Source organism: Duganella rivi (genome assembly GCF_009857435.1).
Taxonomy (GTDB): domain Bacteria; phylum Pseudomonadota; class Gammaproteobacteria; order Burkholderiales; family Burkholderiaceae_D; genus Rugamonas; species Rugamonas rivi.
The window spans coordinates 65,811-92,369 of the sequence record NZ_WWCK01000010.1 but is presented as its reverse complement, the minus strand read 5'-3'; the positions used below and the strand labels follow the sequence as shown (position 1 = coordinate 92,369).

Annotated in this window: 23 protein-coding genes; 11 read left to right on the top strand and 12 right to left on the bottom strand. The window is 62.9% G+C overall.

Going from position 1 to position 26,559, the window contains the following annotated elements:
* The 4 genes from GTP45_RS27345 to recD all read left to right on the top strand — a co-directional run.
* A partial coding sequence (locus GTP45_RS27345; RefSeq protein ID WP_161017000.1) for an Hpt domain-containing protein occupies positions 1 to 438 on the top strand: 438 nt, incomplete at its 5' end.
* A 36-nt stretch (positions 439 to 474) separates the two neighbouring features.
* Positions 475 to 3,909 carry an exodeoxyribonuclease V subunit gamma gene (gene recC / locus GTP45_RS27340; RefSeq protein WP_161016999.1) on the top strand — a complete coding sequence of 1,145 codons (3,435 nt, stop codon included), beginning with the start codon at positions 475 to 477 and terminating at the stop codon, positions 3,907 to 3,909.
* Complete coding sequence (gene recB, locus GTP45_RS27335; RefSeq protein WP_161016998.1) at positions 3,906 to 7,604, top strand: exodeoxyribonuclease V subunit beta; 3,699 nt, start codon at positions 3,906 to 3,908, stop codon at positions 7,602 to 7,604. Before recC ends, recB begins: the two co-directional genes overlap by 4 nt.
* Complete coding sequence (recD, locus tag GTP45_RS27330) at positions 7,597 to 9,528, top strand: exodeoxyribonuclease V subunit alpha (protein WP_161016997.1); 1,932 nt, start codon at positions 7,597 to 7,599, stop codon at positions 9,526 to 9,528. Before recB ends, recD begins: the two co-directional genes overlap by 8 nt.
* 163 nt (positions 9,529 to 9,691) lie before the next feature.
* Here the strand turns inward: recD and GTP45_RS27325 are convergent, their stop codons facing one another.
* From GTP45_RS27325 to GTP45_RS27315, 3 genes are all read right to left on the bottom strand, one after another.
* Positions 9,692 to 10,567 (bottom strand): serine hydrolase, encoded by an 876-nt coding sequence (locus GTP45_RS27325; RefSeq protein WP_161016996.1) that lies wholly within the window; start codon positions 10,565 to 10,567, stop codon positions 9,692 to 9,694.
* Between the two features lie 229 nt (positions 10,568 to 10,796).
* Entirely contained in the window at positions 10,797 to 11,018 is a 222-nt protein-coding gene (locus GTP45_RS27320) for a TOBE domain-containing protein (RefSeq protein WP_072784171.1), read from the bottom strand.
* 96 nt (positions 11,019 to 11,114) lie between these two features.
* Positions 11,115 to 12,134, bottom strand: coding sequence for a sulfate ABC transporter substrate-binding protein (locus tag GTP45_RS27315; protein ID WP_161016995.1), 1,020 nt, complete (start codon positions 12,132 to 12,134; stop codon positions 11,115 to 11,117).
* A 215-nt stretch (positions 12,135 to 12,349) separates the two neighbouring features.
* Between GTP45_RS27315 and GTP45_RS27310 the strand changes: the two genes are divergently transcribed.
* Positions 12,350 to 12,880 (top strand): GNAT family N-acetyltransferase, encoded by a 531-nt coding sequence (locus tag GTP45_RS27310; RefSeq protein WP_161016994.1) that lies wholly within the window; start codon positions 12,350 to 12,352, stop codon positions 12,878 to 12,880.
* 6 nt (positions 12,881 to 12,886) lie between these two features.
* Here the strand turns inward: GTP45_RS27310 and GTP45_RS27305 are convergent, their stop codons facing one another.
* Positions 12,887 to 13,687, bottom strand: a complete 801-nt coding sequence (locus GTP45_RS27305; RefSeq protein WP_161016993.1) for a class II glutamine amidotransferase — start codon at positions 13,685 to 13,687, stop codon at positions 12,887 to 12,889.
* Between the two features lie 157 nt (positions 13,688 to 13,844).
* Between GTP45_RS27305 and GTP45_RS27300 the strand changes: the two genes are divergently transcribed.
* Entirely contained in the window at positions 13,845 to 14,666 is an 822-nt protein-coding gene (locus GTP45_RS27300; RefSeq protein WP_161016992.1) for an EAL domain-containing protein, read from the top strand.
* A gap of 3 nt (positions 14,667 to 14,669) precedes the next feature.
* Here the strand turns inward: GTP45_RS27300 and GTP45_RS27295 are convergent, their stop codons facing one another.
* Entirely contained in the window at positions 14,670 to 15,008 is a 339-nt protein-coding gene (locus GTP45_RS27295; protein WP_161016991.1) for an energy transducer TonB, read from the bottom strand.
* A 420-nt stretch (positions 15,009 to 15,428) separates the two neighbouring features.
* Between GTP45_RS27295 and GTP45_RS27290 the strand changes: the two genes are divergently transcribed.
* The 5 genes from GTP45_RS27290 (at position 15,429) to GTP45_RS27270 (ending at position 20,103) form a co-directional block, all read left to right on the top strand.
* The gene (locus tag GTP45_RS27290) at positions 15,429 to 16,001 is read left to right on the top strand and encodes a YcbK family protein (RefSeq protein ID WP_161017006.1); all 573 of its coding nucleotides are present in this window, start codon (positions 15,429 to 15,431) and stop codon (positions 15,999 to 16,001) included.
* A gap of 48 nt (positions 16,002 to 16,049) precedes the next feature.
* Entirely contained in the window at positions 16,050 to 16,460 is a 411-nt protein-coding gene (locus GTP45_RS27285; RefSeq protein WP_161016990.1) for a hypothetical protein, read from the top strand.
* Positions 16,461 to 16,469: 9 nt separating this feature from the next.
* Positions 16,470 to 17,246, top strand: a complete 777-nt coding sequence (locus GTP45_RS27280) for a transporter substrate-binding domain-containing protein (RefSeq protein WP_161016989.1) — start codon at positions 16,470 to 16,472, stop codon at positions 17,244 to 17,246.
* 3 nt (positions 17,247 to 17,249) lie between these two features.
* Positions 17,250 to 17,912, top strand: a complete 663-nt coding sequence (locus GTP45_RS27275) for an amino acid ABC transporter permease (protein ID WP_161016988.1) — start codon at positions 17,250 to 17,252, stop codon at positions 17,910 to 17,912.
* A gap of 61 nt (positions 17,913 to 17,973) precedes the next feature.
* Positions 17,974 to 20,103 carry a putative bifunctional diguanylate cyclase/phosphodiesterase gene (locus tag GTP45_RS27270; RefSeq protein WP_161016987.1) on the top strand — a complete coding sequence of 710 codons (2,130 nt, stop codon included), beginning with the start codon at positions 17,974 to 17,976 and terminating at the stop codon, positions 20,101 to 20,103.
* Here GTP45_RS27270 and GTP45_RS27265 read toward each other — a convergent pair.
* From GTP45_RS27265 to flgG, 7 genes are all read right to left on the bottom strand, one after another.
* Positions 20,100 to 21,143, bottom strand: a complete 1,044-nt coding sequence (locus tag GTP45_RS27265; RefSeq protein WP_161016986.1) for a hypothetical protein — start codon at positions 21,141 to 21,143, stop codon at positions 20,100 to 20,102. The genes GTP45_RS27270 and GTP45_RS27265 overlap by 4 nt on opposite strands.
* A gap of 20 nt (positions 21,144 to 21,163) precedes the next feature.
* Positions 21,164 to 22,075: a flagellar hook-associated protein FlgL gene (gene flgL / locus GTP45_RS27260; protein WP_161016985.1), complete on the bottom strand. Its 912-nt coding sequence runs from the start codon at positions 22,073 to 22,075 to the stop codon at positions 21,164 to 21,166.
* A gap of 11 nt (positions 22,076 to 22,086) precedes the next feature.
* Complete coding sequence (gene flgK, locus GTP45_RS27255; RefSeq protein ID WP_161016984.1) at positions 22,087 to 23,457, bottom strand: flagellar hook-associated protein FlgK; 1,371 nt, start codon at positions 23,455 to 23,457, stop codon at positions 22,087 to 22,089.
* An 81-nt stretch (positions 23,458 to 23,538) separates the two neighbouring features.
* On the bottom strand, positions 23,539 to 23,955 hold the full coding sequence (locus tag GTP45_RS27250; RefSeq protein WP_161016983.1) for a rod-binding protein: 417 nt from the start codon (positions 23,953 to 23,955) through the stop codon (positions 23,539 to 23,541).
* Positions 23,956 to 23,964: 9 nt separating this feature from the next.
* Positions 23,965 to 25,068 (bottom strand): flagellar basal body P-ring protein FlgI, encoded by a 1,104-nt coding sequence (locus GTP45_RS27245; protein ID WP_161016982.1) that lies wholly within the window; start codon positions 25,066 to 25,068, stop codon positions 23,965 to 23,967.
* Positions 25,069 to 25,086: 18 nt separating this feature from the next.
* Positions 25,087 to 25,755, bottom strand: a complete 669-nt coding sequence (flgH, locus tag GTP45_RS27240) for a flagellar basal body L-ring protein FlgH (protein ID WP_161016981.1) — start codon at positions 25,753 to 25,755, stop codon at positions 25,087 to 25,089.
* Positions 25,755 to 26,546 (bottom strand): flagellar basal-body rod protein FlgG, encoded by a 792-nt coding sequence (gene flgG, locus GTP45_RS27235; RefSeq protein WP_174821680.1) that lies wholly within the window; start codon positions 26,544 to 26,546, stop codon positions 25,755 to 25,757. Before flgG ends, flgH begins: the two co-directional genes overlap by 1 nt.
* Positions 26,547 to 26,559: the final 13 nt, after the last annotated feature.

Genomic DNA, 26,559 nt, shown 5'->3' with positions numbered 1-26,559 from the left:
GGCAGCACCGCGCCGGTTGGCGCGGCCGCATCGCTTGCCGCCGCATCGCAGCCCGTGGCCGCCCCGCCGCCCGCCGGCGAGGAGCCTGCCGAATTGTTCGACGTCGCCGCGCTGGCCGAAACCTTCTCCGGCAAGCCAGACAAAATGCGCAAATACGCAGTGCTATTCCTGAGCTCCGCCCGCGATGGGCTGGCGGAAATGGACGAAGCGCTGGCGATGGAAGACTTAGCCCATCTGTCGGAACTGGGCCACCGCACCAAGTCGGCCGCGCGCGCGGTCGGCGCCATGCAGTTTGGGAACCTGTGCTACGCGCTGGAACAAGTGCGTCATGACGCCGACGCCGCCAACGCCAGGCGGCTAGTGCAGGAACTGCACGCCATGCTGGACGTCCTCGATCAGCACATCGAACAGGAACTGCTGGCATACGATCCGGGCTAGAGCGATAATACGGCTTCGATCACACTAAAGAGCCCTATGCACTCTGGCATCACCCCCGGCCTGCTGATTTTGCACGGTAATCAAATGGAGCTGCTGCGCGCCGCCGTTTTTCAATGGCTGCGCAATCACCCGCTGGGGGCGCTGGAATCGGAAATCTTCCTGGTGCAGTCGAACGGCGTGGCTGAGTGGCTGAAGATCGCGCTGGCCGAAGAAATCGGCATCTGCGCCGCCTCGCGCGTGGCGCTGCCGGCGCGCTTCTTGTGGGACGCGTATCGCGGCATGCTGGGACGGGAGAGCGTGCCGCCCATCTCCGCCTTCGATAAAGGCCCGCTGACGTGGCGCTTGATGCGGCTTTTGCCTGCGCTGCTGGACGATCCCGTCTTCACCCCGCTGCGCCACTTCCTCGCCGATGGCGAGCCTGAACGCCGCCTGCAACTGGCTGAGCGCCTGGCTGACTTGTTCGACCAGTACCAGGTCTACCGCGCCGATTGGCTGGACGACTGGGCCGCCGGCCGCGATCAACTGCGCAACGCGCGCGGCGACGTCACACCGCTGCCGGAAGACCAGCGCTGGCAAGGCCAGTTGTGGCGCGCCGTGATCGAGGACGTGGAACCGCATGAGCGTGGCCTCGGCCGTGCCACCGTCCACACTGAATTCGTGCGCGCCTGCGCTGCCGGCGAGGAACCGCAAGGGCGCTTGCCGCGCCGGGTAGTGATCTTTGGCGTGTCGGCGCTGCCGTTCCAGACCTTGCAGGCACTGGCTTCGCTGGCGCACCACACGCAGGTGCTGCTGGCGGTGCCGAATCCGTGCCAGTACTACTGGGGCGACATTATCGACGGCCGCGACCTGCTGCGCAGCGCGCACCGCCGCCAGCAACTGCGCAACGGCCAAGACCTTGGCCAAATCCCGCTGGAAGAACTGCACGCGCACAGCCACCCGCTGCTGGCGAGCTGGGGACGGCAGGGCCGCGACTTCGTGCGCATGCTCGACGAATTCGACGAAGCCGCGCAAGCCGCTGCCGCCTCGGCCGAGAACGACGCCGTGGCGCCGCTGCGCGTGGACTTGTTCAGCGAAGGCGAGGGCGATACGCTGCTGACGCAAGTGCAGGCCGCCGTGCGCGAGCTGCTGCCGCTGTCCGAGCATCCGCACATTCCGCCTTCTGAAGACGACCGCTCGATTGAATTCCACGTCACCCACAGCGTGCAGCGCGAAGTCGAAGTCCTGCACGACCAGCTGCTGCAAATGTTTGCCGACGCCGAGCAAAGCGGCCGTCCGCTGCGTCCGCGCGACGTGGTGGTGATGGTGCCCGACATCGACACCTTCTCGGCCGCCATCCACGCCGTATTTGCCCAGCACCGCCGCAACGACGCGCGCTACATCCCGTTCGAGATCGGCGACGTCAATGACCGCAGCGTTAATCCGCTGCTGGTGGCGCTGGAATGGCTGCTGCGCCTCCCGCAGCAGCGCTGCCGTCAAAGCGAAGTGCGCGATTTGCTGGACGTGCCGGCGCTGGCCGCGCGTTTCGGCTTGCACGAAGAAGACTTGCCGACGCTGGGACGCTGGATCGAGGGCGCGGGCGTGCGCTGGGGCCTGGATCAGCAGCACCGCAGCGGCCTGGGTCTCGGCCCGGCCGGCGAACAGAATGCGTGGATTTTCGGCGTGCGCCGCATGCTGCTCGGTTACGCCAGCGGCAGCGGCGGCGCCAATGGCGGCAGCTTTGCCGGCATCGAACCCTATGCGGAGGTCGGCGGCCTGGACGCAGCGCTGGCCGGTTCGCTGGCGCAGCTGGTGGAATCGCTGCTGCACTGGCGCGCCGTGCTGGCCGAATCGCGTTCTCCAACCGAATGGGGCGTGCAGGCGCGCGCGCTGCTGGCGGCCTTCTTCAAGTCCAACGAAGAGGGCGACCGCCTGACGCTGGCGCAGCTGGACGACGCCTTGAACAAGTGGCTGGACACCTGCGAAGGCGCGGGCTACCAGGAAGCCGTGCCGCTGGCTGTGCTGCGCGAGGCGTGGCTAGGCTTGATGGACGAGCCGACCTTGAATCACCAATTCGTCTCCGGCGGCGTCACCTTCTGTACCCTGATGCCGATGCGCGCCGTGCCGTTCCGCGTAGTTTGCTTGCTCGGCATGAACGACGGCGATTTCCCGCGCCGCGCGCCGAAGGCCGACTTTGACCTGCTGGCGCAGCCGGGCATGGCGCGTCCCGGCGACCGTTCGCGCCGCGACGACGATCGCTACCTGATGCTGGAAGCCTTGCTGGCCGCGCGCGACAAGCTGTATATCAGCTGGGTGGGACGCAATGTGCGCGACAACAGCGAGCAGCCGCCGTCGGTGCTGGTGTCGCAGTTGCGCGATTATCTGGTCAATGGCTGGCAGCTTGATTTACATGCGCGTACCACCGAACACGCACTGCAACCGTTCAGCCGCCGCTACTTTGAAGCCGGCGGTCTGCTGACCTACGCGCGCGAATGGCGCGAAGCCCACGGCGACGAGGCGGCGGTGGAGGAAGCCGCCGCGCTGCCGCCGTTCGAAATCGACGATAAGTACCGTCTCAAACTCGGCGTGCTGCACAACTTCATGCGCCAGCCGGTGCGCTTCTTCTTCCGTCAGCGCTTGGGCGTGATGTTTGGCGAAGCCGCGCTGGTGGGCGAGGACGAAGAGCCATTCTCGCTCAACGCGCTGGAACGTTATCTGCTGGAAGACACCATGCTCGATGACGCCGAAACGCCGGAAGAAATCGAAGAGGTGTATGACAAACTGACCCAACGCGCCGAGCGCTTGGCGCGCGAAGGCGTGCTGCCGATCGGTTTGATCGGCCAGCAGTATCAGCACCAGCTGGTGCAAGCGCTGGTTCCGGTGCGTATCGCGTGGCTGACTTTACGCCGCCACTACGAACTGCCAGCGCCGAAAGTAGCGCTTAACCTGGTGCTGGCGGGCGTGCCGCTGGACGACTGGATCGACCAACTGCGCAGCAACGGCAGCGAGACGGTTTGGCTGGCGCAGATGTCCTCGCGCGTGGCCGACAAACAGGGCAAGCCGCGTGGCGACAAGCTGATGGCAATGTGGCTGCGCCAGTTGGCCGTCAGCGCCACCGGCATGCAGGTCACCGGCTACCTGGTGGCGCGCGACGCCATCGTTACCATGCAGCCGCTGGATCCGGCGCAGGCGCAAGAGGCCTTGCGCGAGCTGGTCTGCCTGTGGCGCGACGGCATGAATCGTCCGCTGCCGACCGCCTGCAAAACTGCGCTGGCCTTGGTGCAGGGCGGCGATGCGCGTGCGGTCTACGACGGCGGCTTCGATATCGACGGCGAGCGCGTCGACCTGTGCCTCGCGCGCATGTGGCGAGACTTTGCGGCGCTCAGCGCGCAGGAAGATTTTGACGACATTTCGCGCGCCTTGTATGGCCCGCTGGCGGATTGGATGGAACAATGCATTACGGTCGAGAAGATCGAAGCCGAGGGCGCAGCATGAGCGACGCTAACCAACTCGCCCCGCTGACTTTCCCGCTGCACGGCTCGCGCCTGATCGAGGCCAGCGCCGGCACCGGCAAAACGTGGACTATCGCTGCGCTGTACGTGCGGCTGGTGCTGGGACACGGCGGTGAAAACGCCTATCTGCGGCCGCTGCTGCCGGCCGATATCCTGGTGATGACCTTCACCCGCGCCGCCACGCGCGAGCTGTCCAACCGCGTGCGCGAGCGCCTGGTGGAAGCGGCGGCTTACTTCCGCGCGCACTCGAAAGGCGAGATTAAGCAGCGCGACGATTATCTCGATGCGCTGCTGGAGTCCTATCCAGATCACAGCCTGCAGCAGCAAGCCGCGCATCGCCTGCAACTGGCCGCCGAGACGATGGACGAAGCAGCCATCTTCACCATCGACGCGTGGTGCCAGCGCATGTTGCGCGAGCACGCCTTCGACAGCGGCAGCTTGTTCGACGAGGAGCTGCTCAGCGACGAACAAACCTTGTTCGAAGACGCGGCGCACGACTACTGGCGGCAGCAGGTTTATCCGCTGAACGAGCCATCGCTGGAAGTGCTGCTGTCCTGCTGGGGCGACGTTGGCGCGTTAAAGAAATCCATCCGCGAATTGGTCAAACGCGCCGATATTTTCGGCGCGGCGGCCGCGCGCGGCGAGAAACTGGGCGTGTTAATCGCTGAAGTGCAGCGCAATCAGCAAGCGCAACTCGCGGCCCTCAAGGCTGGCTGGCATGAGCGTGCCGACCGCATGGAGCAGTGGATTGCCGGCCATCGCGCGGCCGATCCGAAGTGCTTCAACGGCAACAAGATGCGGCCGGACTCCTTGACTAGCTGGTTCAACGGCCTGCGCGCGTGGGCGCAAGATCCAAGCAGCTTGATGCCCGAGATTTCGGACACCGCTTGGAATCGCCTCACGCCTGAAGGACTGGAAGACGCGTTCTCCAAGAACTTCAGCACGGCCATACCGGACGACTTTGACGCCACCCAGCCGCTGAAAAATGCGCTGGCCGAAATTGAGCCAATGTCGCACGCGCTGTACCGCCATGCCGCCGCCGCCGTCGCCGACCGCATGGCGGAACTGAAAAAGCGTAATCGCCAATTCGGCTTTGCCGACATGCTGGACCGCTTGAACGCCGCGCTGCAAGGCGAGAACGGCGCTGCGCTGCGCAAGCGCATCACCGATCAATACCCGGTCGCGCTGGTCGACGAATTCCAGGACACGGCGCCGAACCAGTACCAGATCTTCAATGAGCTGTACCGCGTGGCCGACAACGATCCAGTCACGGGCCTGTTCCTGATCGGCGATCCTAAGCAGTCGATCTACGGCTTCCGCGGCGCCGACATTCACAGCTACCTGTCGGCAAGGCGCGCCACGGCCGGCCGCCATTACCAGCTAGGCACCAACTACCGCTCGACCAAGGCGGTGGTGGATGCGGTCAATCACCTGTTCCTGCATGCCGAAGGACGCGCGGCAGGCGAAGGCTTCGCACGCGGCGCCTTCCGCTTCCGCGACATCCACACGCGCGAGAATCCGCTGCCGTTTGACGCGGTGGACGCCAGGAGCCGCAAGGAGCGCATGGTTAATGCAGCCGGCGACGTGCCGGCGATGGTGATTGCATGCAGCGCCGCGCAGGATCTCAAGTCCGAGGCTTACCGCGACTTCTTCGCCTATCACTGCGCCGAAGACATCGTCGCCAAGCTCAATGATGCGCGTACCGGCTTTGATGGCGGCGGCGAATTCAAACGCTTGCAGCCAGCCGACATCGCGGTGCTGGTGCGCGATCACAAAGAAGCGAAGGCGATCCGCCACGCGCTGCAAAAGCGCGGCGTGCCGAGCGTGTATTTGTCGGACAAGGACTCCGTCACCGACAGCGAAGAAGCGGCCGACGTGCTGCGCTGGCTGTCGGCCGTCGCCAATCCGCTGGACGGCGCATTGGCGCGCGCCGCTTTCGCCACCAGCACCGCAGGCTTGCCGCTGGCCGAACTGGCGCGCCTGTCCTCGGACGAATTGGCGTGGGAAGAACGCGTCGAACAACTGAAAGCGCTGCACGTCATCTGGCAGCGCCAAGGCGTGCTGGCCATGCTGCGCCGCTTCATCCACGAGCTGCAACTGCCTGCGGCTTTGCTGTTGCAAGCGGGCGGCGAGCGGCGTCTGACCAATCTGCTGCACTTGGCCGAACTGCTGCAATCGGCCAGCCGCCAGCTGGACGGCGAACAAGCGCTGATCCGCTGGCTGGCGGAGCAGATTGAAGGCGGCGATGGCGCGGGCGATGAACGCGTGCTGCGCCTGGAGAGCGACGCGGAGCTGGTGAAGGTAGTCACGGTTCACAAATCCAAAGGCCTTGAGTATCCGCTGGTGTATTTGCCGTTTGCCGTCACTGCGCGCAAGGCCGACAAGCGCAATCGCAGCTTCGTGGAATTTAGCGACGACGACGGCGTGCGCCGCGTCGATATGAGCATGGGGACGACCGCCATGGACTTGGTCGAACGCGCGCGCCTGCAAGAGGATTTGCGCCTGATGTACGTGGCATTGACGCGTGCACGCCATTTCCTGTGGCTCGGCGTCACCGCGCTGGCCGCGCGCAAAGCAGGCGAGAACACGCTGCACGATTCGGCGCTAGGCTATCTGCTGACGGGCGGCTCGCCGCTGCCGTCGGAACTGATGCTGGAACGCTGGCAGCACGCGTGCAAAGGCTGCGATGCGATCAGCATCACGCAACTGCCGATGAACGCACAGCCGGCCACGCGCTTGAGCCGCATCGAACAACGCCCGCCGTTGCTGGACTCCTTGCATTACGGCGGCCATTTCGAACGCGATTGGTCGGTCGGCAGTTTTAGTTCGCTGGCACGCCGCACCGGGCCGACCGGCACCATCAGCGCCGCCGGCCCGGTGCCACGCGACGCATTGCAGGAGAAGCTGCTGGAAGGCGGCGACCTGCCCACCACGCAGCCGACGCGCGTGGAAGACGCGCCGTGGCATCGTTTCCCGCGCGGCTCCGTGCCCGGCAACTTCCTGCACGAACAGCTGGAGTGGATGGGGCAGGAGGGCTTTGCCATCGTCGGCCACGAGAATTTTGCATCGCGCCTGACGCGCCGCGTAGAGCGCGCTGGCTGGGGCAATCGCTTGGAGGACACACTGGCGTGGCTACGCGAAATCGCCGTCACGCCGCTGCCGTACATCGATGCGCCGCTGAGCAGCATCGGCGAGCCGCTGCCCGAGATGGAATTCTGGTTTCCGAGTGATCGTTTGACCACTGGCGCACTGGATCAGCTATGCGCGACGCACCTGCTGGGCGGCGCATCACGCCCGGCGCTGCCGGAGCGCGCGCTACACGGCATGCTCAAAGGTTTTTGCGACCTGGTGTTCGAACACGAGGGCCGCTATTGGGTACTCGATTACAAATCGAACGCGCTGGGCGGCGGCGATGCGGCCTATCACGAGACCGCGCTGATCGGCGCCATGGCCGAGCATCGCTACGATATTCAAGGCGCTATTTATATGTTGGCCCTGCACCGGCTGCTGCAAAGCCGGCTGGGCGACGCTTACGATCCGGCCGAACAGCTGGGCGGCGCGATCTTCATGTTCCTGCGCGGCATAGGCAACGCACAAACGCGCGGCTGCTACTGGCTGGCGCCGGATCCCGAATTGCTGGACGGGCTCGACAGCCTGCTGGGTGTACCTCATGAGTAAAGAATTTTTCGAACAGGTTGATGTGCTGACCGAGGCTGGCCAGTTGCGCCGCCTGAGTGGCGCATTCGCACGATTTATCGCCTCGGTGGGCGCGGCGTCGCCCCAATTGATGGCAGCTTGCGTGCTGCTGTCCGAATTGGAAGGACGCGGCCACAGTTGCTTGCTGTTGAGCGAGCTGAATGCCGACCCGGCCGCGTTGATGGGCTGGAGTGGCGATGAATGGAACGATCTTCGTGCATCTGTCGGCAATTGGCCTGAAACTGTTGCAGATTGGCGCGCGCTGCTGGCTGCTGCGACGCAAGTTTGGCCTGTTGGCGCAGCTGACGTCAACCAGCCGCTGGTGCTCGATGGCGACCGTCTCTACTTGCGCCGCTACTGGCAAGATGAAACGCATGTGGCCGGCGCGGTACGCTCGCGGGCGCTGGGCGGTGTTTTGGCGGCTGATGCGGATGCCGAAACAGCCGAAATCCGCCGCTGGCTCGATATTTTGTTCCCGCATGCCGCGCGCGGCGGTGGAACGGATTGGCAGAAAGTTGCGTGCGCGGTAGCCATGCGCGGCAAGCTGGGCATTATCACCGGCGGCCCCGGCACCGGCAAGACTTACACGGTGGCGCGCCTGCTGGCCTTGCTATTTGCCACGGCCGGCCCGCGCCAGGCCGGTTTGCGCGTGGCGCTGGCGGCGCCGACCGGCAAGGCGGCGGCGCGGCTCAAGCAGTCGATCGATATTGCGCTTGATGAATTGGCGGAGAAAGTCGGTTCGGCTTTGCCGTTGCGCGAACTGGCGGCACGCATGGGCGCGGCGCGAACGCTGCATAGCCTGCTCGGCGCCAGGCCGGATACGCGCGCATTCCAGCATCACGCCGGCAATCAGCTTGACGTTGACGTGCTGATTGTTGATGAGGCGTCAATGATCCACTTGGAAATGATGTCGGCGCTGCTGGCCGCTTTGCCGCCGCAAGCGACGTTGATCTTGCTTGGCGACAAGGATCAGCTGGCGTCGGTGGAGGCGGGGGCCGTGTTGGGCGACCTGTGCCATAACGCCGAGGCCGGGGAATATCTGCCGGAAACCTTGTCATATGTGCATGCCAGCACAGGTCAAGAGATCCCGGAAAGTTTCGCTGGTCACGGCGGGCCGATTGCTCAGCAGACAGTGATGCTGCGCGAAAGCCGTCGTTTTGGCGGCCCGATCGGCGCGCTGGCGCTGGCGGTGAATGCCGGCGATACCGCCAAGGCGGTGGAAGTATTGCGCTCAGGGCAAGATGGCAAGGTGGTGTGGACGGACTTGGCGCAGTCTTCTGACTTGCTGCAACTGGCCTTAAGCGGCTACCGGCCGTATTTGCAATTGGTTAAGAATTTGCCGGAAAATGCCGATGACATCGTACGACTTGCCATTCTGAAAAGCTTCGAAAGCTTCCGTATTTTGTGCGCGGTGCGCGAAGGCGAGTGGGGCGTGTCTGGCTTGAATGATGCTATTGAGCAGAGATTGCAGTCGGCTGGATTGCTCAAGAGAACTGGCGAATGGTATGTCGGGCGGCCGGTGATGGTGACGCGGAATGATTATGCGAGCGGCGTGTTCAACGGCGATATCGGCTTGACCTTGCCGGATCCTGCGCGGCCGGGAGCGTTGCGGGTGTACTTCTCGGAAGGTGAAACGTTGCGCAGCGTGCTTGCCACAAGGTTAAGAAATGTGGAAACCGCATTTGCCATGACGGTGCATAAATCGCAGGGTTCGGAGTTCCTGCACACGGCCATGGTGTTGCCGAAGGATGGCGGCGGGATGCTGGCGAGGGAGTTAATTTACACCGGCATCACACGGGCGCGCGACTACTTTACGTTACTGACGCCGAATGGGCAGGTGCTACTGGATGCCATCGGCCAGCGTACCCAGCGGGCGAGTGGCTTGCGGCATTTGCTGGACGCTTGAGGGGCGCGCCGAACCCGGCGCGGCTGGTGTTAAGCCAGTAATTGGCGCGTTGACACCAAAATCTGGCTTCTAACCCGCATGCTTTTGCCTCTGCGCTAGCGTTACCACTTAGGGGTCTGACCCCGTACGGGGTCAGACCCCGCATGGCCGTGCGGGTTTTCGATTACATCGCGCGGCGGGTACGCTTGGTGGTTTTAGCAGCCTTCTTCTTGCTCGAAACCGACGCTTTCATCACTTTCGGTTTCTCATCCGGGCCGGCAATGAAGCGGCGAATATTGACCGCATCCATCAATCGCGCGGAATTGGCCTTGGCATTGAGCAACACCAACGTAGCATTTTTACCAGCCGACTTGAAGCGCATGACCAGGCAGCGGCCGGCTTCTTCGGTATAGCCGGTCTTGGACAAACCCACATCCCAGCCCTTGGCGCCAACCAGGCGGTTGGTGTTGTGATACTCAACCTTGCGGCCTTTGATATTGATCACGTCCTTGGTGTCGGTGGTGATGCGGCGGATGTCCGGGTAGGCCGAAGCCGCCGTTGCAATCTTCACCAATTCAGTCGCGGTGGACATATTATGCGGCGACAAACCGGTCGGCTCCTCAATCACGGTCTGGGTCAAACCCAGCGCGCGAATCTTGGCTTTGACCGCCGCCTTGAAGGCTTCCGAGCCACCCGGATAGGTGCGGCCCAGCGACGCGGCAGCACGGTTGTCTGACGACATCAGCGCCAACTGCAGCACGTCGCCACGCGAAATTTCCGCGCCGACCGGCACGCGCGAGGCGCTATGTTTCAGCATATCGACATCGGAACGGTCGATAGCGATCTTTTCGTCCATGTCTTGCTTAGCGTCCAGCACCACCATGGCGGTCATCAGCTTGGTCAGCGACGCGATGGGAACTTGGGCGTTGGCGTTCTTTTCCAGCAGCACCTTGCCGGTGCCGTCTTCAACCACCAACACCGACTGCGAACCGAGCGGCACGGCGGCAAACGCGGCCGCAGTAAACGAGGTCAGCAATACAGCAACAATTTTCTTGAGCATATATCGGTATTCAAAAAGGGGAGGAATCTATCGGGCGCGTCCGGGAGACGCGGCGTGCGCAAATAGTCTAGCTATACGGCAATATTCTCTAAGAATAGACAATAACATTAAAGTCGCTTCTCGTCTATCGAATGTAAGTATCGGATTCTATGCAAAAAAGCCCTGGGACGGGAGCGCCCAGGGCTTTTTTCCGTAGACCGGACACGGCGGTGGCCGGGACGGGGTGTAACTAGCTGCCGATCTTGGCGATGGAAACCTCGGTCGATTTCACCAGCGCAATCACTTCGCTGCCGACTTTGAGGTTCAAGTCTTGAATCGAGCGCGAGGTAATCACCGAGGTGACGATACCGTGCTGGGTCTCCACATCGACTTCCGAAACGACTGGGCCAAAGATGATTTCCTTGATCTTGCCACGGAATTGATTGCGTACATTAATTTCAGAAATGGCCATCGTGCTTCCTTTGTCTGGGTTGATTATTACGCTTCCAGATTACGGGGCCGACGGCCATTTGAGAACGAATCGTTCCGAATAATCTTATTTGCTCAGTTACTTGTTATAGATTTTGTCGAACTCGCCGCCATCGGCAAAGTGCTTGGCCTGCGCTGCTTTCCAGCCGCCGAACACGTCGTCGATGGTGAACAAGGTGACCTGACGGAAGTTGGCGTTATATTTCTTGAACGCTTTCTCCGAGCGTGGGCGCAGCGAGTGCTTGGCGATGATGTCCTGGCCTTCTTCGCTGTACAGGAAGTTGATGTAGCCGGTCGCTTGCTTGCGCAGGTTGCGCTTGTCGACCACTTTATCGACCACGGCCACCGGCGATTCGGCCAGGATCGAGATCGAAGGGTAGACCACGTCAAACTTGTCGCCGAACTCTTCGCGCACCAGATTCACTTCGTTTTCAAAGGTCACCAGCACGTCGCCGATTTCACGCTGGGTGAACGTGGTGGTGGCGCCGCGGCCGCCGGCGTCCAGCACTGGCACGTTCTTGAAGATCTTGCCGACCAGATCGCGCGCCTGCGCTTCGTTGCCGCCTTTTTTGATTACCGCGCCCCACGCGGCCAGATAGGTGTAGCGGCCGTTGCCCGAGGTTTTAGGGTGCGGAATGATGACTTTCACGCCCGGCTTGGCCAGATCGGCCCAGTCCTTGATCTGTTTAGGATTGCCCTTGCGCACGAGGTACACCATGGTGGAGTAGAACGGCGAGGCATTGTTCGGGAATTTCTTGGCCCAGTCGGCCGCCACCACACCGCGCTCGACCAGGATATCGATGTCGTTGGCCTGGTTCATGGTGACCACCGACGCTTCCAGGCCATCGGCCACCGAGCGCGCCTGCTTGGACGAGCCGCCGTGCGACTGGTTGACGTCGATGCTTTCGCCGGTGGTTTTCTTCCACTGGGCGACGAAAGCCGGATTGATCTCTTTAAACAGCTCGCGGGTAACGTCATAAGCGGCATTGAGCAGCACGGTGTCGGCAGCTTGCGCTTGCAGCGTCAGGCCCAGCAGGGCGGCCGAGGCGGCCAAGAACGAGGAGATGACAACGCGGCGCGCAGTATTTTTAGTGGTCATAATGAGCTTTCGTAATAACAGACGTCCATGGTGTAAAATTTCGCCCGGAAAAGATACGAATTTTTCGTAATATGCTTAGAAGTCCACTATAAAACGTATATGGATTTTTGAAAACATTAGTGGGCAAATATCGAAGCGCCCACTAGTCTGGCAGCATCCGACGGCCTTATCCAGCTTGGTGTATAGTCGCCCTTAGTAAAGTTTTGTGAGCATACATGAGTCTCGAAATTCGTATTGCCGCGTCGACGGATGCAGAAGCGGCATGCAACGTCTTACGCCGTTCCATCAAGGAGTGCTGCGAGGCGGATCATAAAAATGATCCCGCCGTCCTTGATGCGTGGCTAGGCAATAAAACCCCGCAGATGGTGGCTAACTGGTTTAGTTCGCCCACCAATTTTTCGCTCGTGGCATTGAGCGAAGGTGTTGTCGTCGGCGTCGCCTTGCTGACCGGCGCTGGCAAACTGGCATTGTGTTATTTGCTGCCGGAAGCGCGCGGGCAGGGGGTCGGCACGGCGCTGCTGAAACGCATGGAGGAACAGGCTTGCAGCTGGGGCGTGAAGGCGTTGCAACTGCACAGCACCGCGACTGGGAAGGCATTTTTCAACCAGCGTGGCTACACCGACGCCGGCATGGTGCGTTCGCCCTACGGTGTTGAGACGGTGTTTTTCTGGAAGCAGCTCGACGAAGACGCTACGTGCCCCAATGCGCCCAAGCGCAAGAAGTTCTGCAACTGCAATACCGCCTGAGATTAATTAGTACGCCACCCGCAAGTTCTCGCGCCGCTCCGGCGCTGCTCCCACCTCGATCCCACCGGCAAACAGCTTGAGTTCGCCTGTCGCAAAGCGCGTCCACGTTTCGTTGGAGGTCAGCGGCTGGGTGGCGATCACGGCGATGCGGTCGTCGAGATGGTTATGGCGGCTGAAGTCGATGCTGAGGTCGCAATCGATCAGGTGCGCCACCGAGAACGGGTACTCGCGCACCACCACGTGCAGGTCGGTGCTGCAGTGCGCAAACAGCAAGTCGCCGTTGGAGAGGATGAAATTGAAGGTGCCGTAGTCGGCAATCTCGCCGGCCAGCGTTTCCAGCGCCGCGTACAAGACGTGGCGCTCGGGCTGCTGCTCGAAGCGCAGCGCCAGGCCGGACAGCAAGTGGCAGAAGGCGCGTTCGCTATCGGTGTCGCCCCACGGCGCGTACAGGCTGGGATTCGGATCAAACAGCTTGAGATCGCCGTTATGCGCGAATGACCAGGTCTGGCCCCACAGCTCGCGCGTGAACGGGTGGCTGTTTTCCAGCGACACGCGGCCCTGCGTGGCCTTGCGGATGTGGGCCACCACGCTGCGCGCCTTGATCGGGCTTTGCTTGAACTGGGCGGCCAGCGGCGAGTGGATCGACGGCAGGTAGTCGGTGTACAGCCGGCAGCCGGTCGGCGTGTGCAGGGCGATGCCCCAGCCATCCTTGTGCTCGCCGGTGCGGCCGCCGCGCTCGGCGAAGCCGGCAAAGGAAAAGTCCACCGCGGCGGGTTTGTTGCTGCTCATCGCAAGTAATTGGCACATGGGATAACGACTTTAGTTAAACGATGTCCTCACGATAACGGCCGTGCTGCCCCGGCGGAACGAATGTTTTGGCATATCCATAGCTGAAAGCATTCGTTCTGCTTTCCTACGCGCGCGCATACGCTGTCGACATTGTTCGTACCCCACGAGGAGTTCCATGTTATTTCCCATCCTGCAAAAGTACCTGGCGCGTCTATCCGACGCCACCGGCGCTGCTTCCAGCATCTGGCTCGATCACGAGGGCAAGGCGCAAGGGCGGTTTTTCAATTGCACCATGAGCAGCGCGTTCCAGCCGATCCGGCACCTGGACAGCGGCGAGGTCAAGGCGTACGAGGGACTGGCGCGCAGCGTGTCGGCGCAGGATCAGGGACTGTCGCTGTGGAAGCTGCTCGATCACGCCGCCAGCGACGATGAGTCGATCGAACTGGATCGGCTGTGCCGCATGCTGCATTCGATTAATTTCTTCCGGCAAGCGGAAAATACCACGACCGACCTGTACTTGAACGTGCATGACCGCTTGCTGAGCGCGGTCAGCAGCAATCACGGCCACGCGTTCCGCCGCATCCTCGATGCGCTGGAGTTGCCGCTGGAGCGGGTGGTGCTGCAATTGCCGGCGGCCACGCCGCAGCAAGGCTGGTTGCTCAATTATGTGTCGGACAACTATCGCCGCAACGGCTTCCGTTTCGCGGTCAATGTGAATAGCGCACGGGATGGCGTGGACGTGCTCGATCGCTTGCGGCCCGACGTGTTCAAGCTCGACGCGCGCGAATTACAGGACAGGGAAGGTTTGACGGCGCTCTTGCAGCGTTGCGCTGCTGCCGGTGTGGAGCTGGTGTTCAAGCGGCTGGAGACGCCGCAGCACCTGTCGGCCTTGCGCGAACTTAGCGCGGCCGCAGGTGTGTCATTGCTGGTGCAAGGGTATCTGCTTGACGAGCCACGCTCGGTCTTGTTGCAAGAACCGGCGCGGCGCGCAGCATAAACATTAGTTCAGAACCCAGTTGTATTGCACTTGTGCCCAGACTGGTTCGCTGCCGTTGGTCGCTGGCTTGAATTTGCAGCCGGTGCTGGCGCGCAGCGAAGCTTTGTCCAGTGCCACGTGGCCGCTCGACGAAATCACTTTGGTGTCTTGCACGTTGCCTTTGGCATCGACCAGCACGGCCAGCTTGACGTTGCCGGTCAGCTCGTCGTCTTGCCACGAGTTGCGGTAGCTAGGCACGTCGCACTCAGCGTTGTTCAGGCGGCCGGCTGGGGCAGCGGCGCTGGCTGGGTTGATGGTCGACAGGGCGATCAGGGACAGGGCGATGATAGAACGGGTAATCATGGTAGGCTCCGGTGAATTAGTTCGATGGGAAAACTCATCTGGTACGGCTGAACTATACTGCGATGCGTCATATATGAATACTTTATTGTTGGAATGCCTGCCATCAAAAATGCATATAACTGCAGCGGTTGTAAAGTTTCCGATACACAATTTTTGTATCGCTGCGGCAGCTGTATCATTTCTTAAACGTAAGTTAGGACGGTTTTTCTTTCCCTCCGCATAGGCTATAGTGGCAATATTGCTTTTTACGGTAGGGTGGATGTTATGGCGACGCGCAGGGATTTTTTAGGGCTGACTGCGGCGAGTTTCTTGTCAGTGCCGCTGATTGGTTGTGCTTCCAGCGTGCAGCAGCGGCATAGCAGCATTGCCCAGCCTGCACCCAAGCCGACACCAGCGCCGGCACCGGCGCCATCCAGCAGCATGGCGCGCGCGTCTGAGCAATCGGCGCCGTCTGGTATGGGCATGGCGCCGCCGCCCGATATTTTCGACGCGCAGGCGCTCGACCTGGAATTCTGGCTGCGTCCGCGCACCATCGAGGTGATCCGTCCAGCCAGCAAAGAGCGCGCCAAGCTGCTGTACTGGAAGGACGGCGAGGTCATTGACTCGGCCTACCAGGACTTGTGTCACTTGATGCGCGACATTAATGGCGGCAACGAGACCCGCAACATCGATCCCAAGCTGTTTGAAACGCTGTGGGGCACGCAAGCTTTCGTGCGCCGCTACGGCATCGACGGGCCGCTGGAGATTTTGTCCGGCTATCGCACCCCGGCCTCCAATAACAAGCTGCGCGAGGCCGGCGTTCCTGCTGCGCGCCAGTCCCTGCATATGGTGGGACGGGCGGCCGATATCCGCATCGCCAACCTGAATGCCGAGGTGCTGGGCGGGCTGGTGAAGAGTTTTCGCCAGGGCGGCGTGGGCTTTTACTACCGCGCCGGCCCGAGCGGCGGCTGGATCCACGCCGACACCGGCCTGCAAAGGACATGGAAGGGGTGACCCCGGATCGGCTACACTGGCGGTTTGGCGAGTTTCAACAGGAATACCATGCAGGATAATCAAGCAGCACCGCGCTTCCGCCCGGTGCCGTGGAGCGGGCTGGAAACACCGGCCGACGTCGAGCTGTGGATCGAGGAGCATAATCAGGCGCTCCAGCAGCACATCGGCAAGAATGAAACCGGGTACGGCGTTTGCTTCACCTTGGCCGAGGGCGGCGAGATTTATATGCAGACCACGCAGGACGGCCACATCGTGCTCGACGTGACCGAGGAAGCGGAATGGATCGCACCGCTGATCATGGCCGCTGCGCGGGTGCAGGAAGCGCCGCCGGGACGCATGTGGGTGCTGCCGGACGATAAGCTGGTGCAGTTGATGATAGGGCTGAGCGGCTTGATCGCCAGCTCTATTTTGGTCGTGGGCCACAATTTTGGGCTGCGTCGCCGCATGGGCGCGTGGTAGAGGAGTTTTATGCTGAAACGTCATTTCATTCTGGTGCTGGCCGCTGCTGCGCTGGCTTTGCCTGCTGCGGCGGCCGATCTGCTGGCCACGGTGAAATCGCGCGGCACGCTCAAAGTGGCGCTGGAAGGCACTTACCCGCCGTTCAATTACAAGGAAAAGAACGGTGAGCTGGCTGGTTATGACGTGGATGTCGCCAAGCTGGTGGCGGCCAAGCTGGGCTTGAAGGTGGAATTTGTCAGCAGCGAGTGGGCCAGTATCCTGGCCGGGCTGGCGGCGGGCAAGTACGACGTGATCATCTCGCAGGTGGGCATCAATCCCAAGCGCGAGCAGGCCTTTGATTTTTCCCAGCCGTATATTTACTCGATGCCGCAGCTGATCGTGCGCAGTAACGACACGGCAGCTTACAAATCGCTGGCCGACCTCAAGGGCAAGAAGCTCGGCGTGGGGCAGGGCAGCGTCTACGAGCAGCAAGCCAAGGCGGTTGCCGGCGTCGAGGTGCGCAGCTACGCGGCCGCGCCGGACACCATGTCGGACCTGGCGTCCGGCCGCATCGACGCGGCGCTCAACGATAGCCTGATGTCGGCCTATCTGCTGAAAATTTCCAAGCTGCCGATCAAGGCCGGCGCGCAAGTCGGCGCGGTCGAGCGCATGGGCATTCCGTTCAAGAAGGGCAATCCCGAATTCAAGGCTGCACTCAACAAGGTGCTGGCCGATGCGGCCGCCGACGGCAGCCTGAAAGCCATCTCGGTGAAATGGTTCGGCGTCGACGTCAGCAAGGCGCCGTAAGCGATGGAATGGCTGGAACTGCTGCACGAAGCCGCACCCGTCATGCTGCGCGGCGCCGGCTACACGGTGCTGTTCGCGCTGGCGGCCATGGTGGGCGGCTTGCTGATCGGCTTCCCGGTGGCGGTGCTGCGGCTGTTGCCGTACCGGCTGCTGTCGTGGCCGGCCAGTGTCTACGTCAGCCTGATGCGCGGCACGCCGCTGCTGGTGCAGATGTTCGTGATTTACTACGGCCTGCCCAGCGTCGGGATTGAATTCACGCCGGTCACGGCCGGTATCCTGGCGCTGAGCCTGAACTCGGGCGCTTTCCTGTCCGAGAGCTTGCGCGGCGCGATCGCCTCGATCAGCAAGGGCCAGTGGGCGGCCAGTTTCAGCCTTGGTCTAGGCTACTGGCGCACGCTGTACTACGTGGTGCTGCCGCAAGCGCTGCGAGTGGCGGTGCCGGCCATGAGCAATACGCTGATCAGCCTGATCAAGGATACCTCGCTGGTCTCGGTGATCACCCTGACTGAATTGATGTTGTCCACCAAGGAAGTGATTGCCACCACTTTCCAGCCGCTGCCGCTGTATCTGGCCGCCGCTGGCATCTATTGGCTGCTCAGCTTGCTGTTTGAGGCGCTGCAACGGCGCGCAGAACAACGCTTGAACCGCGCGCACCACTCCCGATAGCCCGCATGCTCGACATCGCCGCCGCCTGATGTTAGTCTAAAGACATCAACGAAGGGGGTGTATGGATAAGACTATGCACGCTGAGCTGCCCGGGCTGGCAGTCCTCGCGGACGAGGCTGCAGTGGCGCCGTACGCGGCCATCGGCCACGGCGCCGATCAAGATTATTTCAATGATATCTACCTGCTGGCGCCGGTCGGCTATTTCGTGCTGTCGTTCGACACCACCATCCTGCAAATGAACGTGGTCGGCGCGGATCTGCTCGGCGTGCCGCGCAACAACCCGGAGCGGCTGCCGTTCCGCCAATTCATCGCCGCCCGCTTCCACGAGGATTTCGACGGCTTCCTGCGGCGCGCCATCAACACCACCCAGCCCGAGCAGTGCGACTTGCAGATGCTGCGCAACCGCAACCAGCAGGGCTTCCCGGTGTCGCTGCGCGCCAGTGTCGACAGCAGCGGCCAGGCCATCCGCGTGGTGCTGGAGCTGGCCGAGGGCAAGCTGGCCGCGCTGGAACGCAGCGAGGAGCGCTTCCGCCGCATCGTTCACAACGCCGAGGAGGGCATCTGGGAAATCGACGCCAACGCCCGCACCAGCTTCGTCAATCCCAAGATGGCGCAGATGCTCGGCTACAGCATCGAGGAAATGCTGGAGCAGCCGCTGGTGGCCTTCATGGACGAGGAGGGACGCACCATCCTCGAACGCAATATCGCGCGCCGCCAGCAGGGCTTGTCGGAGCGCCACGAGTTCAAGTTCATGCGCAAGGACGGCAGCGACTTGTGGGCCACGCTGGCCACCAATCCCATCTTTGACAACGACGGCAGCTACCGCGGCGCGCTGGCGCTGGTGACCGACATCACGGCCAGCCGCGCCTCTGCCGAGCTGATCTGGCACCAGGCCAATTTCGACACGCTGACGGCGCTGCCCAACCGCCATATGTTCCAAGACCGCCTGCAGCAGGAAATCAAGAAAGCGCGGCGCGAGGGCTCGCAGCTGGCGCTGCTGTTCATCGATCTGGACGGCTTCAAGGCGGTCAACGACACGCTCGGCCACCAGCAGGGCGACGCGGTGCTGGTGGAAGCGGCGCGCCGCATCGGCCTGTGCGTGCGCAGCTCGGACACGGTGGCGCGGCTGGGCGGCGACGAGTTCACGGTGATCTTGTCCGGGCTCGAGCAGGCCGACGGCATCGACCGCATCGTGCAAGCCATGCTGGCGCTGCTGGGCCGGCCGTTCGCGCTGGATGGTGCCCAGCCCAGCATCTCGGCCAGCGTCGGCATCGCGCTGTACCCGGCCGACGCCGCCGCGCCGGACGACTTGCTGCGCAGCGCCGATCAAGCCATGTACGCGGCCAAGCAGGGCGGGCGCAACCGCTACAGCTATTTCACGCCCGATTTGCAGCTGGCGGCGCAGGCGCGCCAGCAAGTGACCTTGGACTTGCGCGCGGCACTGGCACAGGAACAGTTCGAGCTGCACTACCAGCCCATCGTCAACCTGCAAACCGGCCGCATCGAGCGTGCCGAGGCGCTGCTGCGCTGGCGCCACCCGGAGCAAGGCTTGCTGACGCCGGCCGAGTTTCTGCCGTTTGCCGAATCCGGCGGCATGATGCTGGAAATCGGCGACTGGGTCTTCCGCCAGGTAGCGCAACAGACCAAGCGCTGGCAGGAGGAGCTGGGCAGCGGTTTCCAGGTCAGCATCAACCAGTCGCCAGCGCAGCTGCGCGGCGATACCGCGCTGTACGTGGACTGGCTCCAGCTGGCCTCGCGCCTGGGGCTGCCGCCGCGCAGCATCGTGCTGGAAATCACCGAGGGCGTGCTGCTGGACGGCTCGCCGCGCATCAATGACCGCTTGCGCGAGCTGCGCGAGATGGGCTTGCAGGTGGCGCTCGACAACTTCGGCACCGGCTATTCCTCGCTATCGCACCTCAAGCACTTCGGCATCGACTTGCTCAAGCTGGACGGCAGCTTCATCCAGCACCTGGCCAGCGACAGCGGCGACCTCGCCATGTGCGAGGCGCTGATCGTCATGGCGCACAAGCTGGGTCTGCGGGTGGTGGCGGAAGGGGTGGAAACGCCGGCGCAAAGCGGCTTGCTGGCCATGGCTGGCTGCGATTATGCGCAGGGTTATGTGTTTGCCGGGGCGCTGCCGGTGGATGAGTTTGCCGCGCTGGCGCGGCGCGGCCTTGGCCTGCTGAATTAGCGCAAGCTGAGCAAGGAAACCACGCGCTCGCGGCTGATGCCAGCCAGCGCCGAGGTGATCGACAGCAGCGACTGGTAGCCGGGCTGCTTGGTGGTGCTGACAAAGTTCTGCGCCACTTGATCCATGCCGCTCTTGGTGGCGGCCGGCGCGGCGTTTTGCACCCGCGCGGTCACTTGCATCAGCGCCTGGTGCACCGAGGCGATCGACGCTTCTACCTTGGCCAGCGCTTGCACCACTTGCTGCAGGGTGGAACGGATCGATTCCAGGTCGCTGGTATTCCAGCTGTCGGGATCGACTTCCGGTGCTTCGGCCTCGGCCTTCACGCGGTTCAATTGACCGGTAGGGAAGCGGATGCCGCTGCCTTGCACGGCAATGGTGTCGCGCACATTGGCCCACTGCGATTCGGCGGTGGAAAACTCCAGCTGGCCGTCGTCGCTGATCCCGGCGCGCACGCCGCTCGGCGCCAGCGCCTCGTCGAAACGCTGGGCGATTTGCGCATCGCTCAGGCCCGGCTCGATCACCACCGAACGGACGTTCTGGCCGCCGCCGATGGAAATCGCCAGCACCTCGCGGCCGCCGTTGCGCAAATTGGCCAGGTTCATGCCGCGCACGGTGAAGGTGGTGTTGGTGCCCTTGTTGCTGAATTTCAGGCGCGCATCGAGCGTGCCGCCGGACGCGGTGGTGCGGTTGCGCCAGCTATTGCTGAACTGGCGCACGCGCGCTTCCAGGGTGCCGTCGGCGCGCTGGCGGTTGGCCAGGCGGGCGCTGAGGTCGGCCTTCAGATTGCGCAGCTGGGCCGCGCTTTGCTCGAGGAAGTCGAGCGCCTGCTGGGCGCCCGAGATATCGCCTTGCAGCGGCTGATCCCAGTTGTTCAAGCCGCGGCGCAGCGGCGCCGCCGAGTTCGGCGTCGGCGTAACCGGAGTGGCGGTGGCGGCGTTCTCGCCGTTCAGTCCCAGCGAGGTGCCGTCCACCGCAGTGGCATTGCCGGCATGGGCGCCTGGCACAATGACTTGAGGTGTGGCGGTGGACGTGATTTGCATACGCTGGTTCGCTAAAAAAATTACAGGATGTTGAACAGCGACAGGTTACTGATTTTCGAGTAAGCCTTGTACGACGCTTGCAGCGCCAGGTTGTAGCCGTTCAGTTCGGTCGCCGCCTCGCCGTAGTCCAGCGAGCCGAGGTCGTGGATCGCGGTCTTGTTCGACAGGCTGACGTTGGCGTGGTTGCCGTCCAGGGTTTCCATCACGTTCTGGGCGCCGCCGAAGCTGGCAATCTTGCTGGCGATGAATTCCAGCGTGTCGCTGGCGCCTTCCATGTTGGCGGTGATGGCCGCGCTCAGCGACGGCGTCGCGGCGGTAATGCCGGGCTGCGATAGCTCGTAGATGGTGGTGTCCATCTGGTTGAGCAGGTTTTCCAGGCCGCTGACGTCGACGTTGACGGTCTGGGTAATGCCGTTGCCGACCACCGACTTCTGCTGCTTGGTATTGCCCTCGAAGGTGTAGCGCGAGCCGATGGCCGCGTTCGGGTCGTACTTGATGGCCGGAGTGTCGGTCAGGGTGCCGGAGAACACGTAGCGGCCTTCCTGATCCTTCTGGTTGGCGCTGTAGTACAGGCTGTCGCGCAGCGAGGTCATGGTCTGCGTCATCGACTTCAAGTCCTCGCCGGTGTTGCTCGAATCGGCGGCCCAGACCAGCAAGTCGTGGCTCTGGGTGATGTCGTTGACCATCGAGGTCAGGTAGGTCTCGTTGGTCGACAGGCGGATCTTGATGGCCGAGATATTGTCGCGGTACTGGCCGACGATGGCTTCCTCGCGGGCCAGGCGCGACAAGCGCACCGCAGTCACCGGGTCGTCGGACGGCACTTCCAGCTTGTTGCCGCTGGCCATGCGCGCGGTCAGCGAGGCCAGCACACTCTGATTATCTTGCAGGCCGCGGTTCATGGTGGCCTGGAATTGACTAGTGGCGATACGCATTCAGGCTCTCCTTAACCGAACATTTGCAGCGTCGAGTCGAACAGGCTATTGGCCACGGCAATCACCTTCATGTTCGCTTGGTACATATTCTGGAATTCCACCAGGTTGATGGCTTCCTCGTCGGTATTGACCGCGCTGGTCGACTTCCAGTCGTCTTCCGCCTGGGTGCGGATGGTGGTGGCGGTTTTCAGCTGCGCCTGGTTCTGCTGGCTGTCGATGCCCAGCTGGCCGACGATCTGGGTGTCGGCGTCGCCTAGCAGCACGCTGCCCAGCGTGGTCAGGGTGATCGGCTGGCCCTTGATGTCGATCAGTTTTTGCAGGTTGCCGCTGTCGCCCGGCGTGCCGTCGCTGGAGAACGCCAGGTCGGTGGTCTGGAAGCCGGTGGCTATTTGCAGCAGGCCGGTGGCGCTGGTCGGATTGAATTCCAGCAGCGCCTGGCCCGGCGTGCCATCGCTCTTCAGGCCGCTGGTCAGCACGGCGTTGACTTTGGCCGACATTTGCTCGGCCACCTCGGAAATCGATTTTTGCAGCGGCAGCAGGGTGTTGGCCTTGTAGTCGGCCAGGCCGCCCAGTTGGCCGCTGACCTTGGTATCGTCAAGCGAGAACTTGGTGCCGGCGAAGGTCGCGGTCAGCACGCGGCTGCCGCTGGTGGTGTCGTAGTTGATGCTCGATGCGGTGTTGCCGACCACCAGCGGCTGGCCGGTCTTCAGCGACACGGCGGCGCTGCCGTCCGGGTTGGTGATGACTTCCACGCCGATTTGCGAGGCGACCTTGTCGATCAGCTGTTCGCGCTGGTCGATCAGCGCCGAGGTATTGCTGCCCGAAGCGCCGACCGCCACGATCTGCTGGTTGAGCGCGGCAATCCCAGCCAGCGACTCGTTGAGCGACGGCAGGATGGCGTTTTGCTGCTGCTGCACCGAGATCAGCTGGTTGGCGGTGACGTTGTAAATACTGTTGATCTGTTGCGACATCGAGTCGGCCGCCGTGATCACGGCCTGGCGCAGCGGGCTCGAAGTCGGGTCGACGCCGGCCGCATTCAGCGCCTTGAAGAAGGTGTCGATGCCGTAGCTGATGCTCGACTTGTCGTCGCTCATCACTTTTTCCATCTGCGTCAGGTAAGGCTGGACTTGCGAACGCTGCCCCAGATCCGAATTGGCGCGCCACATTTGCTGCGACTTGTAGGAATCGCTAAAACGCAGCAGCGAGCCGATCTGCACACCGTTGCCACCCGATAGCTGGCCCGACTGCGGCGGCACGGCCACCAGCAGCACACCTTGGCGGGTATAGCCCTTGGTTTGGGAATTGGCAATATTCTGACTGACGACGTTCAGTGCAGCTTGGGCGGCCAGGGCGCCCGACAGTGCGTTGTTAGAGATGGTCATGTAGCGGGTCTTTCCTGGTGAAGTCCGAGGAGCCCGTGCGCGCTTTGCCGCACTGGCCCGATATCCATAACGGGCGACCGTTTATTGCTGTTGATTAAGCGATGGGTCTATATTTTGCGAACTAGCAACATTAACAGCCGGTGCAGATTGTTGTTGCGGCAACAGCTGGCGCAGGATGGCGTCGGCTACGCCGAAGGCGCGCTTGCCGGCCATCTGGTCGGCCACCAGGTTGTCGGCCATATCCAGCATATCGTCGTTGATGCGGCTCTTGCTCGGGCTGTCCTCGGCGGCCAGCGCGCGGGTGCCGTCGCGCATCTGGTGCAGCATGTGGCCGATGAAGAAGCTTTCAAACTTGATGGCGGCCTCGGTGGCCTTGGCGCGGTAGGCCGGATCGACATTGTCGCCGGCGGCAGCCACTTGCGGCTCGACGTGGGTGCCGCTCAGTTGGCCGGCCGTGCCCTTGGCCAGCAGGCGGGACGGGTCGAAAGTGTTGTCCATGGTGGTTCCTTAGATGACGACCAGTTCGCCTTCGATGGCGCCGGCCTGGTCGAGCGCCTGCAAGATCGCCATGATGTCGTCCGGGGTGGCGCCGAGGCTGTTGACCACGTCGATAATCGATTGCAGCTTGGCGCCGGCCGGCCACTTGAACATTTGCGCCGGGCCCTGGTCGGCCGTCACCTGCGATTGCGGCGCGGCCACGGTCTGGCCGCCGGCCAGCGCATTCGGCTGGCTGACCTTGGTCGATTCGGAAATCACTACCTTGAGCGAGCCGTGGGTGACGGCGGCGGCGCGCACGCGCAAGCCTTCGGCAATCACCACGGTGCCGGTGCGCGAGTTGAACACCACTTTCGGCGCATCTTCGCCGACGTCGATATTCATCGCTTCCAGCTTGGCCATGAAGGCCACGCGCTGGGTTGGGTTGCTCGGTGCGACCACGTCCACGCTGGTGGCGTCGCTGGCGCTGGCGATGTCGCCAAAGCGCTTGTTGATCGAGTCGACGATGTTGATCGCGGTCTGGAAGTGCGGATGGCGCAGCGACAGGCGCACCGTCGGCTTGGTGGCAAAGTCGGTGCCGATCTCGCGCTCGATGTTGGCGCCGCTCGGAATGCGGCCCGAGGTCGGGGTGTTGACGGTGATCGAGGAGCCGGATTTGCCCTGGGCGCTAAAGCCGCCCACCACCACGTTGCCTTGCGCCAGCGCGTAGACTTCGCCGTCGGCCGCGCGCATCGGCGTCAGCAGCAGGGCGCCGCCGCGCAGGCTCTTGGCGTCGCCCATCGAGGACACCACCACGTCGATGCTCTGGCCCTTGCGGTAGCCGGGCGGGAACACCGCCGACACCATCACGGTGGCCACGTTCTTGGATTTGGCGTCGGTACCGTCCGGCACTTTCACGCCGAACTGCTTGAGCATATTGATCACCGACTGGCTGGAGAACTTGACCTGGGTCGAGTCGCCGCTGCCGTTCAAGCCCACCACCAGGCCGTAGCCGACCAGCGGGTTGTCGCGCACGCCCTCGATGGCAACCAGGTTGCGCAGCGCCTGTGCGGCGTGGGCCGGCACGGCCAGCGACAAGGCCAGGGGCAGGGCGAGGAGAAGCTTGCGAAAATTCATTGGATCACCCGTTCGTACTTAGAATGGCATCAGCGGGCCGTTGAAGAAGCGCGTCAGCCAGCCCGGCTGCTGCGAATCGGCCAGCGTGCCCTGCGCCGAGTAGGCGATGCGGGCGTTGGCGATGCGCAGTGACGACACTTGGTTGTCGGCGTCGATATCGGCCGCGCGCAGGTAGCCGCGCAGGCGCACGAATTCTTCGCCGTTGTTCAGGGTCAGGGTTTTTTCGCCCGACACGCGCAGCAAGCCGTTCGGCAGCACTTCCTGCACGATCACGGTGATGGCGCCGGTCAGCGCATTTTGCTGGGTGCTGGTGGCGTCGCCGGTAAAGCTGTTCGAAGCGCCGAGGCCGACCGCGGCCTTGCCGAAGGTCTTGCCCAGCAAATTAGGCGCGTTGATGTTGTCGGCCGATTCCTTGGAAAAGCTGGTGCCGGCCTTCTTGCTGGCCTGCGTGGTTTCTTGCAGGTTGACGGTGACCACGTCGCCAACGCGGAAGGCGCGGCTGTCCGAGGTCAGCGACAAACCAACATCGGTGCTGAACACGCCGCCCGATACGCCGCGCGGCCCGCTGTTGCGCGCTACCGGCGGCGGTTCGTCGGTAGGACCGGGACGCACGGCCGGCGGCTGCAATGCGGCGCAGCCGGCCAGGGAAAGCGCCGTCAGCAGCAGAGCAGGCAGTGCGGATTTCATCAGCGTGCCGCCTGCGACAGGTATTGCAGCATATTGTCGGCAGCCGACAGCACCTTGGTGTTCATCTCGTAGGTGCGCTGGGCGGCGATCATGTCGACCATCTCTTCCACCACCTGCACATTCGAGCCTTCCAGCGTGCCTTGCTTGATCTTGCCCCACTGGGCGGTGCCCGGCGTGCCCTCGGTCGGCGTGCCCGACGACGGCGTTTCGGCAAACAGGTTTTCACCGAGGGCCAGCAGGCCGGTCGGGTTGATGAAGGAGGTCAGGGTCAGCTGGCCCAGCTGTTGCAGGGTGGCGTTGTCGGCGATCTTGGCCGACACGGTGCCATCTTCGCCGATGCTCAGCGCGGTGGCGTTGGCCGGCACGGTGATCTGCGGGATCAGCGGCAGGCCGCTGGCGTTGACCAGGATGCCGTTGGCGTCCACCTGCAGCTGGCCGGCGCGGGTGTAGGCGGTGGTGCCGTCAGGCTGGCGCACCGACAGGAAGCCGTTGCCCATCACCGAGATGTCGAGTTCGCGCTGGGTGGTTTGCAGGATGCCCTGGGTGAACACCTTCTGGGTGCCGACCATGTGCACGCCGTTACCGAGCTGGACGCCGGACGGGGTCAGGGTGTTGTTGTCGGCGCGCTGCGCGCCCGGCTGCTGTTCCACCGAGTAGAACAGGTCTTCAAACACCACGCGGTCGCGCTTGAAGCCGACCGTGTTGGCATTGGCCAGGTTGTTGGCGATGGCTTGCAGTTTCTGGTCTTGCGCTTGTACGCCGGTTTTGCTGATCCACATTGCTGGATTCATGGTTTTCTCCCTG